The organism is Fundicoccus culcitae, assembly GCF_024661895.1.
Taxonomy (GTDB): domain Bacteria; phylum Bacillota; class Bacilli; order Lactobacillales; family Aerococcaceae; genus Fundicoccus_A; species Fundicoccus_A culcitae.
This window is the reverse complement of record NZ_CP102453.1, coordinates 2683533-2702763: the sequence shown is the minus strand read 5'-3', so window position 1 is coordinate 2702763 and position 19231 is coordinate 2683533. Positions and strand designations below refer to the sequence as shown.

Below are 19231 nucleotides of genomic sequence, written 5' to 3'. Positions count from 1 at the left end.
CCTAAAACAAAACCATCTAATAAATACCACTGCCTTATGCTATACTTATGGAAGTGGAAAGTAAATGACCGTCAGCCTACAAACCCACCTATGGAGGAAATTCACCCTATTTATTAGGCAAATGTTTCTTCGAGTCATTGCTCCGTTAGCAGTGGCCAGAATAATCTTTTTAACTAGAGTTTTCTGAAAAAATAGCAAACTAAGATGATGCATTATAGAGAATCAGTCTTTTATCGCGTCGATGCATCGCAAATAAAGGCTCATCCACTTCCCGCTTACATTAAGTGGAACTAACTCAACTAGAATATTCCACTTACGACATGTAAACTACCTTTCCTTCACTTTCCATCGAAATTAATTAAAATAAGAGGTGCAGCGATGATTCATCCGGACTTACAGAATTATTTTGAAAATGAAATTATTCCCCAATACAAAAACTTTGATGGGGCGCATCAACCAGACCATGTTTATCAAATTATTGAGAATAGCTTAGAAATAGCGGCAGATTATGAGGTTGACCTTGATATGGTATACACCATTGCGGTTTATCACGATATTGGATTGCAACAAGGGCGACAGGGGCATGAAGCCGCATCACGCCAGTTGATTGAAGGGGATATTTATTTAAAGGGGTTTTTTACAGAGGAGCAAATTCAAGTGATGGGTGAGGCGGCGGAGGATCATCGCGCTTCAAGGCAGGAGCCGCCGCGGTCGATTTATGGCAAAATTATCGCCGAAGCAGACCGCGACATCCAATTCGACCGCGTCTTGGAACGCTGCATTCAATTTCAATTGAGCTACGCACCCCATGCTACCATGGAAGAAAATTACAAGGCCGTATACAGCCACATGATTGAAAAATACGGCGCAAATTCTTACATGCACTTTTGGCTGAACACAGACAAAAACACTCAACAAATCAAAGAAATCCGTGACATTTTAGCCGACGAATCACAATTCAAACCCCTTTTTATCCAAAGCTACCAAAACATCGCAAAATCATAACAAATATCTCTGCCTCAAACACTAACCCCATAGCCATAAATTATAAATGGCTATGGGGTGTTTTTTTTCAAACGGATAATATTTTAAGATAAGCAGATTCATTAAAGCCTTTCACAATTAACCAAGCTGCCATAACCATTTCTTGCACACCTAGAACAGCCTGCAAAAACGTCAAATCATAACCTAACAGCAAAAATATTGGCGTCAGCAAATACAGCACAGCCCCAACCAAGTCCCAAATCGATAACCACTTTGGCAACAAGTTTGTCTTAAGCAATACATAGTTAATCATAATCGATCCTAAACTAAATACCAAATCTAACCCAACACTTCCACTCAAATTAGCCATGCTTTGTAAAGTCTCACCCATTAAATGAAATTCAGTCATAGCACGACTTTCACTAACAACATAACTTTGACTAACCGACAAAAGTAAAAGCCAAGAAATAGCAATCGCCAAGTAACAGACGAGTTCAAGAGCCCCTCTGAAAATAACCGATCCAAGAGCTAACGTTTCACTATACGCTTCAATAACCGGGTACAATACCACTGACATCATAGAAAGTGAAAACCCCATTATCAAAACAGAAAGCACCCCGAACTTAAGAGCGGTTTCATTTTCTGCAAGCAAAACAAGGTAATCCGGTGCATTCAAAAGTGAAGCTGTATTTAAACTAAAAATACCCGAAACTGTCCCGATGATAAACAGAACACCCACTAATTTAGCTGATTTTTGTAAAGTATTCATTTTCCTAATCTCCTTTTATTTCAAAAGACACCAACAAATACATTGACCTTTTCACCATGTAAGCTTTTATAAACATAATGTATATCATACTTTACATTTTGTCAAGTTTTATATGCCATCATACGGATTTAATGTCACTTCGATTATTCTGAGTGTCAATAGCAGCCCTTCATTTCCCACTTACTGCGACTCGTCTCTTTAAAATCAAGCGTGATTAGCAAACGCATATATGGAAATCGAAAAAGGGTATATACGTTTGGCAAACGCATATATGGAAATCGGTAATGGGTATATATGATTGCCAAACACATTTGAAATAACCAAAACTCACCAAAAACATGGTCATTAATACATAAAAACGCGGTTCGTTACTTCCCGCTTACTAACGCAATCTGGAAAACCCCACAAAACGTTCGCGCTCTCACCACATACCACCCCAAAACAAACAACCTTTCAAATCGCCAAATTTCCTCAGCAATTCAAAAGGTTGTTCACTACTCACTGCCGTTAAAAGCAGTGATATTTATTTAAATGGCATCATATTGGCCGTCCATCCACAAAACCAACTCGCCCGCCGCTCGACTAGCACGCACATCAACAATTCGTTGATTACTGCTGCCACGAAAGCGCAAAGTCAGATCGCGCAAAGCCAGCTCAAAGCGGCCATCGACCAAAATATCGACATAGGACAATAGCTCCAACTTGTCGTCGGTCTCCTCCAAAAGCTCCTCGTAGTAGTAACCACTCCAAGACCAAATGTCCTTGGTGTCCCCGAACTCCTGCTTGACGCGCTTTACCAACTGCAACAACACCGGCGTATTCAAAAAGGGCTCGCCACCCAACAAGGTCAGGCCCTGCACATAAGGCTGGCGCAAATCCTCTATAATTTGATTTTCAAGTTCAGCCGTATAGTCCACGCCATAATTAAAATCTTGCACAATTTTATTATAGCAACCAGCACAATTGAAGGGACAACCACTGACATAAATGCTGCAGCGCACGCCTTCCCCGTCCACAAAGTTAAAGGGCTTGTAATCCGCAATCTTGCGCTGGGTAAATCGCTCGGCCGTCCACTCCGCCGGTTTAGGATTATAAACCATCCTCAAACCCCATTCCTTTCAATAAATATCCCTAATACTTATCTAAATGGCTCAAAATACGCATCCGTGTTTCTTTATTCATGGCACGCGTGCCTTCACCATTAATTTGTTCATCTTTTACATGTTTCACTCGGGCACTAATTTCTTTGTGACGCCCTTTAACCATCGGTCTAATTTGTGGGTTCCCTAAGTAACCACACGTTCTTTTCACCACATCACACGTTTCAGGGTTGCTGTTACCACATTGTGGGCAACGGAATCCACGTGCGGTTGGATCGAAATCGCCCTTGAAACCACATTCGAAACATTGGTCAATCGGCGTATTGGTGCCTAAATAACCAATTTTGTCATAGGCAAAATCCCATACAGCTTCTAAGGCAGCAGGATTTTGACGTAAATTAGGATATTCACAATAATGAATAAAGCCACCCCCCGTATATTGCGGGTAATCTTTTTCGAAATTTATTTTTTCAAAAGGAGTTGGGTCTTTGCGGACATCATAATGGAAACTATTAGTGTAGTAATCTTTATCCGTAATATCGGCAACTTCCCCAAACTTTTCGCGGTCTAAACGACAGAAGCGGTCGGTTAAACTTTCCGATGGTGTGCTATAAACACTGAAATGATAGCCATATTCGTCACCCCAAGCGTTTGTATTTTCTTTCATTTTACGTAAAATATCCAAGGTAAATTCTTTGGCCTCAGGATTGGATTCCCAATCAGGACCATAAAAAGTAGTCGCAGCTTCGTATAAACCAATAAAGCCTAAAGAAATGGTTGCGCGTTTGTTTTTAAATAATTTATCCACCGGTTCATCGGTCGCTAAGCGTTCACCAAAAGCCCCATACTGATACATAATTGGTGCATTTTCTGGCAAGGCTTCACGGCAACGATCAATGCGGTACAACAAAGCGGACTTGGCAACGTCCATGCGTTCATCCAAGATGGTCCAAAACTCTTCCATATCGCCCTGCGCTTCCATGGCTATCCGGGGGATATTGAGTGTGACAACGCCTAGATTCATCCGCCCACTGTTGACTTCAACGCCATTTTCATCGGTCCAACCTTGTAAGAAGGAACGACAACCCATCGGTGCTTTAAAACTTCCCGTTAATTCAACAATCTTGTCGTACATTAAAACATCGGGGTACATTCTCTTAGTGGCGCAATCCACCGCTTTTTGTTTAATATCATAATTAGGGTCGGTTGGTTTTAAATTAACCCCATCTTTTAAAGTAAAGACCAATTTAGGGAAGATGGCGGTTCTCTTTTCACGACCTAATCCTTGGATGCGTACCTCTAAAATGGCTTCTTGAATTTTACGGCTAAACCAGTCTGTCCCCAAACCAAAACCTAAAGTGGTAAAAGGCGTTTGTCCATTGGATGAATACAAGGTATTTATTTCATATTCTAAACTTTGCATCGCGTCATAAATATCTTTTTCTGTTTTGTTGTAGGCAAACTTTTCATGCTGTGCGGGATCTTCAATCCACTCTTGGGCGGTTTGCAGATGTTTCTCAAAGTTCAAGCGTGCATAAGGTGCTAAAACTTCATCGATTCGATCCGCACTACACCCCCCATATTGAGAGGAGGCTACATTCGCCACGATTTGCGCAATTTGAGCCGTAGCCGTATTAATTGAACGAGGTGACTCCACTTCAGCATTACCAATGTGGAAGCCTTCACTTAACATCCCTTTAAAATCAATCAAGCAACAGTTCGTCATCGGTGAATAAGGATGATAATCAAGATCGTGATAATGAATATCCCCTTTTAAATGGGCATTAGCCACTGCTTGCGGCAACATGCTAATGCCCACCGCTTTAGCACTAACTCCCGCCGTTAAGTCACGCGCTGTATTATACACCCGGCTGTCTTTGTTGGCATTTTCATTGACCACTGTGTGGGAGCCAGACGTTAATTCCTCCAATTTTGAGGTCACATCATATTGGGACGCTTTATAGGCTTGTTGTTTTTTCGAAAAAGCTTGATAAGCCTCAGCCGCATCATACAATTTGTGATTATTTAACACTTGAACCACAATCAAGGCAATGCGTTGGGTAGTAATCTCACTACTTGTTTGGCTAAAAATAATCCGCTCAACGTCTTGACTCAGTGCCTCAACAGACACAGCTTCGTTAGCCAAAAGTTGCTTTAATACGCGGGTAATTTGAGAAAGTCGGTAAGCGACAGTCTGACCATCACGTTTCTTCACTTGGATGGGTTGGCTTGACTTATAAGTTTCATTCATAGGTGTTGCTATTTGTTCAGACATATTGGCTCCCTCTTTCTCTGTTTACGATGAATTTTATTTATGATACTCCTACTATAAATCTTTTTAATCTAAATATCAACTACATATTGTGTATAAAATCAAAATTGGAATCAATATATTGTGCTTATTAGTTGCCGTTTCAAGTTAGCTCGCAAAACGCTGACCCAACGTTTTTATTAAAAACTTCTCAAAAAGCTTTACACCTTATCCTTCGCTTAATCAAAACGACTAGTTTATAATATAGTCAACAACTATTTAAGGAGGAAAAGATTTATGTTATATCCGATTGATACACCCACACGCACGACTAAAGATCTGAGTGGCATTTGGCGTTTTAAAGTCGATGACGAAAAAGGTGACTTCACACCTGACCAAGTCCTGACTGATAGTTTAAGCCTTGCTGTTCCAGCTTCCTTTAATGACCAAGTGTCCATTGACGCTATCCGCAACCACGTTGGCTACTTTTGGTATCAAACTGACTTCCAACTCCCCCACTTAATAGCTGCCGAACGTAAAGTTTTACGCTTTGGTTCCGCCACTCACGAGGCTTGGGTTTACCTAAATGGTCAAGAAATTGGTCACCATAAAGGTGGATTCACTCCTTTTGAAATGGATATCACCGACATTGCCGTTGCCGGTAACAACCGTTTGACCGTCCGCCTAAGCAATATGCTCGACCACACCACCTTGCCGGTCGGAAACTATTCCGAAACCACTGACGCCCACGGCCGTTTAGTGCGCCAAGTCGATGAAAACTTCGACTTCTATAATTACGCCGGCATCCATCGTCCCGTGATTTTATACACCACCCACAAACATTACATTGACGATATTGCGATTAACCCACAATTGAACGAGGATTTTTCAAAAGCCCAAATAAATATCGCTGTTAAAACCCATCAATTGGATCAACATCAAGTGTTGATTGAATTATTTGACGAAGAGGACCAATTAGTGGCTTCAGGCGACCTTAACGAAGCGCTTGTTATTGAAAACCCGCAGTTATGGCAACCAATGAAAGCCTATTTATATACTGCCAAAGTTTCCTTAAAAGACGGCTCCGATATACTCGACAGCTATAGCGAACCTTTTGGCATTCGAAGTGTTGAAGTCAAAGAAGGTAAATTTTTAATTAATGGAAAACCTTTCTACTTTAAAGGTTTTGGAAAACACGAAGACACGCATATCCACGGCCGCGGTTTAGACAATGCCGCTAATGTTCTAGATATTCAACTCATGAAACGTATCGGCGCCAACTCAATTAGAACGTCACATTATCCTTACTCTGAGGAAATGATGCGCCTCTGCGATCGCGAAGGGATTGTTGTGATTGATGAAACAACCGGTGTGGGAATCATGGAGTCCTTTAATTTTGATGTCAGTATCTTAGAAGATGGCAACTTTAATGACGCGACCTTTACTTCGCTTGACACGACGGCTGCCCATGAACAAGTCATCCGTGAACTGATTACGCGTGATAAAAATCATGCTTGTGTGGTTATGTGGTCTATCGCCAACGAAGCAGCTACTTATAGCCCTGGTGCCTTAGAATACTTTACACCTTTATTTGAATTAGCCCGTGAATTAGATCCACAAAAACGCCCCCTCACATTAATTCATATTATGATGTCGAATCCACAAACCGATTTAGTGAGTAGCTTAGTCGATGTTATTTGTTTAAATCGTTATTATGGATGGTATGTCAGCCATGGTGACTTAGACACAGCCGAAGCACAAACACGCGGTGAACTCTTGGCATGGCAAGAAAAATATCCTGAAAAACCAATTATGTATACTGAATACGGAGCTGATACGGTAGCCGGCTTGCATTCGATGGAAGCAGCGCCATTTACTGAGGAATTCCAAGAAGATTATTACGCCATGAACCACCGGGTGTTCGACGAATTCGACAACTTCGTCGGTGAGCAGTTGTGGAACTTTGCGGATTTTGCGACTAAAATAGGGATTAATCGTGTCCAAGGGAATAAAAAGGGGATATTTACTCGTGATCGTCAACCAAAAATGACCGTTCGCTCGATTTCCGAACGTTGGAATCATATTCCTAACTTTGATTATAAAGCTTAAACTTTTCTGAAAAAGTGGTATCATAGAAGTATGCTAAATTTGAAAGGACTGTTTAAATGATTTTTGTGGATAATGGAAATAATTACGATGCCTCGGTCAACATTGCTTTAGAAACTTATTTGGTTGAAAATCGTTTAGTCGACGAGCCAATTTTGTTGTTCTATATTAATGAACCGTCAATTATTATTGGGCGTAACCAAAATACGATTGAAGAAGTGAACCAACCTTACATCGAAGAACACGGTATTCAAGTCGTGCGTCGGATGTCAGGTGGTGGTGCGGTGTATCACGATTTAGGTAATTTCTCATTTTGTTTCATTAAAGATGATGACGGTACCTTCCGCGATTTCCAAAGTTTTACTAAACCTGTAATTGAAGCCTTACATAAAATGGGCGCGACCGAAGCGGAATTACAAGGTCGTAACGACTTGTTAATCGACGGCAAGAAATTTAGCGGGAACGCTATGTACGCTAAAGACGGTCGTATGACCGCCCATGGAACGATTTTGTTTGATTCTGACTTGGATGAGGTTAATAACGCTTTAAAACCACGTAAAGAAAAGATTGAATCTAAGGGTATCAAGTCCGTGCGCTCACGGGTAACCAATATCAAGCCTTACGTGAACGATGAATATAAAAACTTAAGCACGGAAGAATTCCGCGACCGCATCTTATTAGAAATCTTTGGAGTTGAAACGCGTGAAGAAGTGCCAGAATTCAAACTTACGGATGAAATCTGGGAAGGCGTGATGAAGTTACGGGAAGAGCGTATGGGTAATTGGGATTGGAACTATGGTCAATCACCTAAGTTCGATATTAACGAAAGCCACAAATTCCCATTCGGTTTTGTAGACTTCCGTATTAACGTGGACCATGGTAAAATTACTTCAGCTAAAATCTACGGCGATTTCTTTGGCCTAGGCGATATTGCTGATGTGGAAAACCAATTAGTTGGCGTGCGATTTGATAAACAAGCCATGATTGATGCTTTGAATGAACTAGACCTTAATAAATACATCGGCAACGTGACTGCTGAAGAATTTGTTAGAGAATTATTTGAATAATTCATTGACCTGGGTTTAATTAAAGAGACTGCCCGCATTTACATGTGCGAGCAGTCTCTTTTTTTGGGTTGTGGGGTGGGTGGTCCAAAACGTATGTGAGAAAGTTAGCTCCGAATCGGAAACGAACTATATAAATGTAGTTCGTTTTACCAACGAACTATATAAATGTAGTTCGTTTTACCAACGAACTATATAAATGTAGTTCGTTTTACCAACGAACTATAAAAATGTAGTTCGTTTTACCAACGAGCTATATAAATGTAGTTCGTTCACTCGACGAACTATATAAATGTAGTTCGTTTTACCAACGAACTATATAAATGTAGTTCGTTCTACCAACGAACTATAAAAATGTAGTTCGTTTTACCAACGAACTATATAAATGTAGTTCGTTTACCCGACGAACTATATAAATGTAGTTCGTTCACTCGACGAACTATATAAATGTAGTTCGTTTTACCAACGAACTATATAAATGTAGTTCGTTCACTCGACGAACTATATAAATGTAGTTCGTTTTACCAACGAACTATATAAATGTAGTTCGTTCACTCAACGAACTACAAAACAGCGTTCGAAATGGCAGCAAACTATAGATGAAGTTAACAATGAGAAAGCTCAGAGTAATAAAGTTAGCCATGATAAACTCTCAGAGGAATAAAATCACTAATTGATGACCTTTTTCAAGCCACCAGCGGCGACCACCAACTCCACTACCCCCACCAACAACACCCAACCCCATCCGTTCAATTCCCAACTAATTCAACGTCACTCCCGTTACCTCTTCCAACACTTCCGCCAACCGAGCTTGGTTTAGTTTATCGGCGGAGGCTGGGGTAGCTTTCACCAACTTCGAATGGTAATAATAGCTGCCCGTTGGCTGTGCACCTTGCTGCATTTGCTCAATCAAATAGATATAGGAGCCATACGCCTGATGCAAATCATCCGGTGCAGAACCACCTGACATTCGCGTCGGTACCCAACCGGGATCAACCGTATTGACTAACACCTTCCCCTGCCAACGTCTAGCTAATAAACTAGCCAATGTCTGTAATAACAATTTACTGTCCGAGTAGGAAACACCCTTCCCATCTAAAATCGAATTAAACCGCAAACTCCCCCCGCTATGCATGTCAGACGACGTATAAATCAACTGTTGCGGTTTATGCATCAAACAAGTCAGTATGTAAGGCGCAAGAACATTAACCAACAAAATATCTTTGCTACTGCCAATACCTGCATTATGGATGACAACATCAAATGTTCCCATTTGATTCAACGCCCGCGCCATTTCCTTGACTTCTGCTGTTTGGGCTAAATCCCCTATCACAACAGGAAGCTCTCCACCTAACACAGCCCGCACATCTTCCGCCCGCCCGACATTACGCGCATGGACAACGACATGGTGGCCTTGTTTCAATAAATACTTAGCCGCCAATAATCCAACACCCGTCGTTGATCCCGTAATAAAAATCTTATACGGATCTGCCACTTCTTCTTTAATATCCATCTGTTCAATCTCTAATAGGGCTTGTTGAACAGCTTTCGGAATATTCTCTGCCATTTGCTTCCTCCTCCTCCTCGTATGACCTTTGATATTTATTATAAAGAATTGTGGTTTTAACATCCAATAGTTAAGCTGAATCCTCACGGCTCTCTAGCCATCTGACAATAATGCTGATTGATCGACGCCATGTCCAACTTGATGTCACCTTTGACAAACGCCCTTACAAGGTCAAGCAGCGAAGCGTTGGAAATCGATTGAATCCGGTCCACATTAAACCACGCTTCATAGCCACGACCACCCGAAGCGCGAAACTGCGACAATGCCAGTGTGTAGACTTGATCATCCACAATCGCACGCTGCGTCCGTTTATCCTTCACCTCCATCAACCGACTTCCGGCAGCTTTAGAAAAATCAACCCCTAATTCTAACCCCGAATAAATATCATAATTTAAATACGACGGTCTTTCCCCTTCCCTTTCGTTTGGCGCGACAATTGCACCTTCTTGATAGTGAAAATAAGAAAAATTGTGTTCTAAGGCAGCTTTCAAATCCAAGCCCGACAAAGCTATTTTTGCAATATTATTATGAAAAGGAAAGGCCTCTAACAACAACTCATTGCTAATGGGTCCCGTGAACGTTTGAAAGGTGTCGTTGATTAAGGTGGTCGCACTAAAATCGGCCTGCGTTTCATACAGTTGTATTTGATTAATCATTTCTAAAAAGGGATGCCCATATAAGCGACTGGTAAAGCTGTCAGTGTAAGGCATAGCTAAATCAAGCTCACCGACAACCGCATCCTTCCATTGCATCACTTGCGAAAACTCAGGTTCCATGTCCTGTCTGACCCGTTCACTTTCAGCAAAAATATGCGTCAGATAAGTCTGGCCGCTATAAGTTAAATCCTGATTAAGCAAAACTTCAACCACGGCTTCGCCACCATAACCGGCTTGAACGACCAAGCTTTTACCTATAAACTGGTTCATATTTTTGTGCATATGTGACGTCAACAAAATATCAATACCTTCTAATTCATTCAACATCCGTAAACCTTGATTTTCAATATCCTCGACACTCCCATCACCTAGGCTACCATGGTAGGCTACCACAAGGATATTGATTTGCGCACGTAAACTTTGCATGTGCTTTTTTAAACACTCAAAGGCATCCAAAAAAGTTAGACCAGCGATATTTTGTGGATTTTCCCAAGCTGGAACGATGGACGTAGTCAGCCCAATTATACCAATTTTAACGCCGCCAACTTCAATCATATCGTAAGGAGGACCATAAGCAGGCTCTCCGGTTGTTTTCGATAAAATATTGGCCGCAAGAATTTTGGCGTTTAGCTGGCCAAAAACCTTTTGATAGTAATTTGCGCCTTCGTTAAAATCATGGTTGCCCAGGATCTGATAGTCATAGCCGATGGCATTCATCCCTTTAATAAATATCCCACCGTCGCCTAAGAAATCTTTGCTGTAGGTTGAAAAGATGGATCCTTGCATAAAATCGCCTAAATCTAAGGTGATGGTTGGCAAGGAATCTTTGTTTCTGAGGGTTTCAATCGCTTGAGCAGTGTTTAAAATGGTTTGTGTGTTATGGTAGCGTGTTTTTGAATATTGGGCATGTAAGTCGCCGGTGACTAAAAGTCTTAATAGGGGGTTCATAAGGTTCACCTCAATGAAAAAAGCAGAATTCCTTCTGCCTTTTCCAGAAATATTTATTTAAAGGGGTTTATTCTAAACCGAGGGCTGCTTTAGCAATGGCTTCAACGCTGGCGAGCATTTCAGCGGGGTCAGCGCCGGTGACCAAAACATTTTCAATCCCCATTTCTAGCTCGGAGTAGACTTCACTTTGACCTGGATAGGCAGGCGATGAAGTGGCATACTCCAGGGTGTTGGTGGCGGCCTCCAAAATCGGGTTTTCAGCTAAATGGTTTTGATAGAGCTCCGTCTCAACTCCTGCTCGAGTGATCGGTAGGTAACCCGAATTGATGGCCCAACGTGCGGTGTTTTCTGCTTGCAACAGGAAGGCTAAAAATTCAACGGCTGCGGCTTGCTCTTCTTCACTCGAACCTTGGAAAAGGCTGATGTTGTTTCCAAATAAAATCGCGGCTTTTTCATCGCCAAAGGCTGGAGCTTCAATCGCCGAAATTGCATAACCGTTTTCTTGAGCAACAGGTAGGAAATAGGCTAAACCAGCGGATGATCCGTAGTAAAAAACGGACGCGCCATTACCAAACGGCGTTGACATAAAGCCGTCTTCACCAGCTGTCCGCGCATAACCGGCATTGATTAGTTCTTGTAAGAAATAAAGGGGTTCGCTGGCTTTTTCAGAAGACATATCCACGGCTGAAAGATCTTCAGCAATCCAGGTTGCGCCATTACTTCTGGCCATCGACTCTAATTCGGTATTTAATGAGTTTTCAACCCCTAAAGCTGGGATGTCATACCCTTGTTCTTCTAACATCACACCGACTTGGCGAATATCTTCCCATGTTGTGGGAACCTCGGCGCCAATTTCGTCTAGTAAGGTGTTATTAACATAAATAACACGGACAGATTTATTAAAAGGCATACCATATAATTCACCTTCAAACGTCCCTTCAGGAATAAAACCAGCATAAATATCGTCATATAAAGCCGCTGGGAAGTTATTCGCTTCCGTTAGTAGGCCTTCTAAGGGTAACAATAAGCCATTGGTGGCATATTCGGCTTGATTGGCTGCAATAATTTGGCCCATGGTTGGTAAAGTTTGTGAAACACCTGACGCCATAATGGATTGGTGCAAAGCATTGTTGTCGCCTTGATTTTGTTCGATGACTTCGATGCTATCTTGCGATTGATTGAATTCCTCAACCAAACTTGTAATCATTTCTTGATTATGGGCATTCATGGCGTGCCAAAAAGTCACTTGAACCTTGTCTTGAGCGGCTACATTGACCGACCTACTAACAAACGATAACAAGACAACAGCAACAGCAACTAAAGATAATTTAACCTTCTTCAATTAAATCGCCTCCTAAATGAGTATGTTACGGCTTTGACGGGTGTGAGCCGTATATTGAAATTTTAGCAAGTGGATATTAATTTGAGGTAAATTTTGTGGCTTTACAAAAATTTTACATAAGACTATGGTCGGATTTATTGCCGAAAGGAAGGTTTTTGTTCCGCTTTTAGTGCTATACTATGCTTAATCCAACAAGGTCAAGAAAGGAAGCCCTTATGAAAAAATATCACTTTTTATATTGCTTGCTTATACTCTGTTTAGTCATTCCAACATCCGCCTTTGCACAAGACAATACACTACCCTCAGGGGTTTCTGATGCTGACATCGGCCCCGTCATTGAAAATTATATGGCTGAACATGAAGACACGACGGCAGCTGTTTCGCTAACGCTTTTTCGCGGAGATGACCTGATTTATGAAAACTATCACGGTTTAATGAATCGAGAAGATGGGACCGATACAACTCAAGAGAGTGTTTATGAATGGGGCTCGGTGGCTAAACTCTTAGTTTGGGTCAGTGTGATGCAATTATGGGAACAAGATTTAGTCGACTTAGACACCCATATTAAAACTTATTTACCGGAAGAATTTGCTAGTCAATTAGATTACGACCATCCAATCACGTTGACCCATTTAATGAACCATAATGCTGGCTTTGAAGATGCTGTTTTTCAAATGAGTGCTGCAACCGAAGCGGAAATCATCCCCTTAGAAGAAGCTCTTTTAGTCACCCAGCCCGATCAAATTTACTTACCGGGTGAGGTTGTATCTTATTCCAATTGGTCCACGTCTTTAGCGGCTTTTATTGTTGAACAAGTGAGTGGTCAAGCCTTTGCTGATTATGTACATGAGCATATTTTCCAACCTTTGGGAATGGAACAAACGGGTTTAAGAGGCGATTACTCCGACAATTTATGGGTGAAGGAACAGTTGTTGAGCAACCAAGGTTACGATGCTAATTTAGAACCGCTGAACGACGGCTTATTTTATCTGAATTTATACCCGGCTGGCGCTGCGGCAGGAACAATCGGGGATTTAACAACCTTCATTCAAGCCTTAATTCCAGGGGCTGATGGTTGGCGATATTTATTTGAAAGAAAAGAAACCTTGGCCGAGATGTTAACGCCGACCTTAACTTATCCCGGAACGGACATTGATTACGTTAATCACGGCATGTGGTCGCATGAATTTGCGGTGCAGGCTTTGGGGCACGGCGGAAATACCAATATGTACTCGTCCTATGTGTTGTTTGATCCGGTCTCACAAGTGGGGCTGGTCATTATGACCAATCAAGGCAGCGAAACCGTGTATAATTATGGGTTGCCAGCTTTGGTATTTGGCGAAATAGGCGCAATGGTGGCCAACGAGGAGCGGACCGATTTAGGCCGGATGACGGGTTTATATTATGCCGCCCGCACGATTCGCACCGGTATCGCGAATATGTACACCTTATCAACTTTGTCACCGTTATTTCTGATTGACGACCATCATTTAGGCGCTAATTTTATGGGTCTCGCCAGCGTGTCCTATGAAGAAATTGCGCCGAATACCTTGCGGTCTAAAATGCAACTGGGCGCTATCGAATTAGTTAGCTTGAGCCGTTTTTCAGAAAAAAATGGCCAGAAAAGAGTCTCAGGCTCATTTGGCGAAACGCTAGAGGCCGACCGGGTAGTTTGGATTCAAACCATTGTCGTGGCGCTGTTTTTGGTGGCTGTCTTGGCGTCCCTACTTGTTTTAGTCGTTAAACTCATCGCTTGGCTCGTCCGCAAAATCGCCGGCCGACCGCTAGCCGCCACGCCGCTCCGAAAATACCAAGCCCTTTTAGCCGTCAGCCTTATCCTGCAAGCCCTCAACATTTTCTGGGTCGCCAACAAAATGGCCTCCTACGAAGCCCCCGTCTCATCCCTTTATATAAATATCGCTGCGAGTATCCTGCTTGCACTCGTGCCACTCGGCTTTGTTGTCGTCTTGATGCGCCACTGGTCTTCCTTAAATGGCCATCCTTGGCGGAAAGTCGGTTATACCCTTTTTATGCTTTTGGGCTTGACGATGACCATTTTAGTCGTGGTGTTGGAGATGTATTATGTGTAAGTTGAGATGGGGAGGTGGGGAGGTGGGGATAACTTCGTATGAGTTTCGGTATGTAGTTATAAACTAGCTTTAACCCGCTATAACTTCGTATGAGTTCCGGTTTGAAGTTATAAACAAGCTAATACCCGCTATAACTTCGTATGAGTTTCGATATGTAGTTATAAACTAACTTTAACCCGCTATAACTTCGTATGGGTTGTGGTATGAAGTTATAAACTAGCTTTAACTTGCTATAACTTCGTATGAATTTCGGTTTGAAGTTATAAACTAGCTTTAACCTGCTATAACTTCGTATGAGTTGTGGTAAGTAGTTATAACTCTGCTAAGACTTGCTATAACTTCGTATGAGTTATGGTATGATGTTATAAACTAACTTTAACTAGCTATAACTTCGTATGAATTTCGGTATGTAGTTATAAACTAGCTTTAACATCGTATGAGTTTCGATATGTAGTTATAAACTAACTTTAACCCGCTATAACTTCGTATGAATTTCGGTTTGAAGTTATAAACTAGCTTTAACTCTGCTAAAACCCGCTATAACCTCATATAAACCTCGCTATGTAGCTAAAACCTCCCAAATAAGTAGGAAAGCGAAACGAGCCACTGCGCAATATGCAGTGGCCCGTTCAGTTCGTTAAAAGCAGGGATATTTATTGGGTTAACGAAGGATTTCAACGACGTTTTTGCGGGCGGCGGAACGGGCTGGGAAAACGCTGAAGACAATGCCGATGCCGACCGACACAAAGACGCTGACGAGGGCTGAACCCACGTCAAGCACAGCGTCAAAGGGCAGGAAGTTGGCAATCGCAAAGGCGGCAGCGACCCCTAAGCCGTAGCCAATCAAGCCGCCGAAGGTGGTAATCGTGATCCCTTCCAAAAGAAACTGCCATTGAATATTACTTTGCGTCGCGCCAATCGCACGCCGAATACCAATTTCTTTGACGCGTTCAGACACCGAAATGTACATCATGTTCATCACGCCAACGCCGGCGATAAATAGCGAAATCCCCGCAACAGCCGAAATAAAATACGTAATCATCCGCAGTTGCTGCGAAACTTGCTCCATCATTTCCGTGGAATCGTAATATTCATAAACCCCTTGCGTCTCGTCAACGCCGTTATCCTGCAGATATTGCGCCACCTCAAGGTTGGCTTGGCGCATATCCGTTTCATGCGTATAGTAAACGTAAATATTAAAATTATAATAATTCGACGGATACAGCTGAATGTAGGTCCCCTCCGGAAAAACAATTTGCGTGAAATCATACCAGCCCATACTCATAGCCTGGGCTTGTTCTTCTGTCAGCGGCGGCGATTGATAAACCCCCACAATCGTATACTCGCGGCCATCCAAATTTAACGAACGATGGAGCGCATTTTCCACCCCATTAAATATCTCTGCTGCTAGCATTTCGTCAATCATAATATAATGATTTTGATAATCCGAATCCATTTGGCTTAAATTACGACCCGCTAGTATTTGATAATTACTTTCCGTCGCAATTTCAACTTGATAATAATTTTCGCTGCCTGCATGTTGAACAGTCATCGATTGACCAAAATCCATCATCATCTCCGCATCGGTTGACACCTCATCGACAAAGGGAAAGGTCTCTTCCAAGCCTGCCAAGAGTTCATCACTGAATGGATTGAGCGTCTCAAAATCGATGTTCTCCCCCTGCACCCTAAAGTAGAAATTTTGGTTAGGCCGACCTTGTTCATCACGAGCGAGTTCATTCAAGGTTTGTTGCTCAAACCCATTACCTAAACTCAAGATCGTAATAACCGCAGCAATCCCAATGATAATCCCAAACATGGTTAAAAAGGTTCGCCGCTTATTGAGGCTTAAGGTGACAAAGGCTGATTTGAACACTTCCAAAAACATCATCGGCACTCACCCCTTTTCGCTAAGGCTGATGGGCGTTGGTGCTTCTATCATGGTATGGTTAGCCTCTGTTTGTTTATCTTCGCGAATTTGTCCATCAACAATCCTTACATGCCGCGTGGCGTAAGCTTGAAGGCTGGGATCATGGGTCACTAGTAAAACCGTCACCCCTTCATCTTGATGCATTTTTGCCAAAATATCCATAATCACCCGGCTCGTTTGAGTATCTAACGCTCCGGTCGGCTCATCCGCAATAATAAAGCGCGGTCGATTCACCAGCGCCCTCGCAATGGCCACCCGTTGCCGTTGCCCACCCGACAATTCTGTCGGTTTATGATTCATTTTATCCAAAATCTCCAACTTGTCCAGAATTTCTTCAACTGGCGCTTGCGTCATCCGCCCCGACATCCCATGATAAATTAAGGGCAAACGCACATTTTCCTTGACGGACATATTCATAATCAAATTAAAATCTTGAAAAACAAAGCCTACCATCTGGTTGCGTCGGTGCGACAAAGCATTGTCGCTTAAGGTTTCAATCGCTTGCCCTTCTAATAAATATTCCCCTTCAAAACGGTTATCGAGCATACCAACGATATTTACTAAAGTGGATTTTCCCGATCCGGAAGGTCCCATAATCGAAATGAATTCATTGGCGTAAAATGCTAAATGGATATTTTTTAAAACATGCAGTTTTTGTTCACCCATTTGGTAATACTTATTTACGTTTTTTAGTTGAATTAAGGCATCATTTTGCGCCAATATTGCCACCATCCTCACCCATCTGCATATCCATCATTTGTTGATAGTAGTCTTGATCGATTTGGATAGGCTGGCCGTCTTGCAATTCATAAGGTTGGTAAATGACCATATCCCCCGAATTCAAGCCCGAAGTCACCACACGTTGCAATCCTTGTTGCTTCAGTTGAACCGTTTGTTTATACGCAATGCCATCTCGGTAAACAAAAACATAGGCATTGCCTGGCCCTTCTTCCATGATAGCTTCTTGGGGAACGGAAAGGCCTGCAAGAAACACTTGAATTTTCACGGAAAAACCTGGTTGAATATAGTCTTCCGGCTTAATCGTGAAACCATATTGAGAACCTGTCGAATAATTCGTCATCCCCGCACCCATCGATTTATTGCCATCGCCATCCGTCGATGTGGCGGTTGACGGAAATCGGTCATAGGCAATCATGGTTCCCGGCACATCACGGTTCTCCGCATTCACAAATAAATTAACCGGCAGATCCTCGCCTAAAGCAAAGAATTCATACTCCGTCACTGTGCCCGTAATTGAAACATCATCACTCACAATACGAACCAAAGGCACCCCCGAATTGGTCTTACCATCAGGATTTACATACGCCTTCCCATCAAATTGCGCAAGAATAACTCCATCTTCTTGGTCTTGCAACCGGCTCATCGCAATTTCTAAATCTTCAATTTGGGTATTAACCTCCCGAATCTGGTCTTTCAAGCTGTCAATGGCTCCACTATTATCCACTGGTTCTTCCGTCCCATTGTTGTTAGGATCAGGGTCTGGGTCCGGTTCAGGTTCGCCAATCACTCCATTGGACCCCTTGCCACTGCCTTGCCCCTTGCCAAGCGTCTCCACCACATAATAGTAAAGTTGCCCGTCCTCACCCCAATAACTTCCTAATAAATCTCCCTGATAATTATAATAGCTTGATGTAAGCTCACTGAGCTGATCAATCAGCTCAATCCGCTGATTGTACAAGCGCGTCTGCGCCCTAAAGTTATCTTCAATTTCATACTGGAGTTCTTTGTTGTCTTTGCTATAAGTGTATAAAGGATCCCCTTTTTTCACAGTTTGTTGGTCCACCACATGCACAGCAATAATATCACCCAAATCCGGATTATAAAAATAACTACTGTCCGTATTTAGTTGCGCCACCCCGCTCAAACTAACAGGTTCCTGTTCAAAAACCGTATAAGTCGGATAATATTGATTTCCCGCCTCATCAAAAATAGGTTGATTCGGTCCTCCAAAATTACCAAATTCGCCTCCCTTTGTCGGCGTTTGCGCCAACTCATTCCCAACTTCCGGTGAATTAAATATCCCACTCACTTGAACAACTATGAGGGCAATGATTAAAACGCCTACAATAATACCAATAATATAATACCTCTTCTTCATGGCCACTCCTTAACGGTGATTGTAATTGTTATATAAAAAAATTCTTGTTTACTCTTACATTCTACCCCATCTCTCCCTAATTAGCTATAAAATTTTAGTATAATTATACGGATTTTGTTTGAACATTCTGGGGTGCGAGTGACCAACGCTTAGATTTGTTTGGAGGGCGAATAACTTGCGCTTATAATTAGTTGTGCTGAAGTTTGCCACCAAATCAAGCAATAAAGTAGATTAATGCTACAAGGCTAACACTTGTTAAAACTTATGCTTCATTTAACCGAGTAATTTGACGAACACTTTAACTT

13 protein-coding genes are annotated in these 19231 nt (G+C 42.2%); 4 read left to right on the top strand and 9 right to left on the bottom strand.

Annotated features, from left to right (window positions below):
• The first annotated feature begins 378 nt into the window (after window positions 1-378).
• Entirely contained in the window at window positions 379-1005 is a 627-nt protein-coding gene (locus NRE15_RS12230) for an HD domain-containing protein (RefSeq protein WP_313793165.1), read from the top strand.
• A 67-nt stretch (window positions 1006-1072) separates the two neighbouring features.
• Here the strand turns inward: NRE15_RS12230 and NRE15_RS12225 are convergent, their stop codons facing one another.
• The 3 genes from NRE15_RS12225 to nrdD all read right to left on the bottom strand — a co-directional run bounded on the left by NRE15_RS12225 (window position 1073) and on the right by nrdD (window position 5128).
• Window positions 1073-1753, bottom strand: a complete 681-nt coding sequence (locus tag NRE15_RS12225) for a DUF4386 domain-containing protein (protein ID WP_313793164.1) — start codon at window positions 1751-1753, stop codon at window positions 1073-1075.
• A gap of 527 nt (window positions 1754-2280) precedes the next feature.
• A complete protein-coding gene (gene nrdG, locus NRE15_RS12220) occupies window positions 2281-2853 on the bottom strand; it encodes an anaerobic ribonucleoside-triphosphate reductase activating protein (protein ID WP_313793163.1) in 573 nt (190 codons plus the stop codon).
• Window positions 2854-2884: 31 nt separating this feature from the next.
• The gene (gene nrdD, locus NRE15_RS12215) at window positions 2885-5128 is read right to left on the bottom strand and encodes an anaerobic ribonucleoside-triphosphate reductase (protein ID WP_313793162.1); all 2244 of its coding nucleotides are present in this window, start codon (window positions 5126-5128) and stop codon (window positions 2885-2887) included.
• Window positions 5129-5401: 273 nt separating this feature from the next.
• On the opposite strand from nrdD, the gene uidA reads away from it, so the two are divergent.
• Both uidA and NRE15_RS12205 read left to right on the top strand, forming a co-directional pair.
• Entirely contained in the window at window positions 5402-7213 is a 1812-nt protein-coding gene (uidA, locus tag NRE15_RS12210; RefSeq protein WP_313793161.1) for a beta-glucuronidase, read from the top strand.
• Between the two features lie 56 nt (window positions 7214-7269).
• Complete coding sequence (locus NRE15_RS12205) at window positions 7270-8277, top strand: lipoate--protein ligase (RefSeq protein WP_313793160.1); 1008 nt, start codon at window positions 7270-7272, stop codon at window positions 8275-8277.
• Between the two features lie 757 nt (window positions 8278-9034).
• On the opposite strand, the gene NRE15_RS12200 is transcribed toward NRE15_RS12205, so the two are convergent.
• The 3 genes from NRE15_RS12200 to NRE15_RS12190 form a co-directional block, all read right to left on the bottom strand.
• Window positions 9035-9841, bottom strand: a complete 807-nt coding sequence (locus NRE15_RS12200) for an SDR family NAD(P)-dependent oxidoreductase (protein ID WP_313793159.1) — start codon at window positions 9839-9841, stop codon at window positions 9035-9037.
• An 83-nt stretch (window positions 9842-9924) separates the two neighbouring features.
• On the bottom strand, window positions 9925-11445 hold the full coding sequence (locus NRE15_RS12195; RefSeq protein ID WP_313793158.1) for a bifunctional metallophosphatase/5'-nucleotidase: 1521 nt from the start codon (window positions 11443-11445) through the stop codon (window positions 9925-9927).
• A gap of 67 nt (window positions 11446-11512) precedes the next feature.
• Window positions 11513-12787, bottom strand: coding sequence for an extracellular solute-binding protein (locus NRE15_RS12190; protein ID WP_313793157.1), 1275 nt, complete (start codon window positions 12785-12787; stop codon window positions 11513-11515).
• 215 nt (window positions 12788-13002) lie between these two features.
• On the opposite strand from NRE15_RS12190, the gene NRE15_RS12185 reads away from it, so the two are divergent.
• Entirely contained in the window at window positions 13003-14877 is a 1875-nt protein-coding gene (locus NRE15_RS12185) for a serine hydrolase domain-containing protein (RefSeq protein ID WP_313793156.1), read from the top strand.
• 661 nt (window positions 14878-15538) lie between these two features.
• Here NRE15_RS12185 and NRE15_RS12180 read toward each other — a convergent pair.
• The 3 genes from NRE15_RS12180 to NRE15_RS12170 are packed head-to-tail and all read right to left on the bottom strand — an operon-like array spanning window position 15539 to window position 18926.
• On the bottom strand, window positions 15539-16768 hold the full coding sequence (locus NRE15_RS12180) for an ABC transporter permease (RefSeq protein ID WP_313793155.1): 1230 nt from the start codon (window positions 16766-16768) through the stop codon (window positions 15539-15541).
• A gap of 6 nt (window positions 16769-16774) precedes the next feature.
• Entirely contained in the window at window positions 16775-17539 is a 765-nt protein-coding gene (locus NRE15_RS12175; RefSeq protein WP_313793154.1) for an ABC transporter ATP-binding protein, read from the bottom strand.
• Window positions 17514-18926 carry an efflux RND transporter periplasmic adaptor subunit gene (locus tag NRE15_RS12170; RefSeq protein WP_313793153.1) on the bottom strand — a complete coding sequence of 471 codons (1413 nt, stop codon included), beginning with the start codon at window positions 18924-18926 and terminating at the stop codon, window positions 17514-17516. Before NRE15_RS12170 ends, NRE15_RS12175 begins: the two co-directional genes overlap by 26 nt.
• Between the last annotated feature and the right edge of the window lie 305 nt (window positions 18927-19231).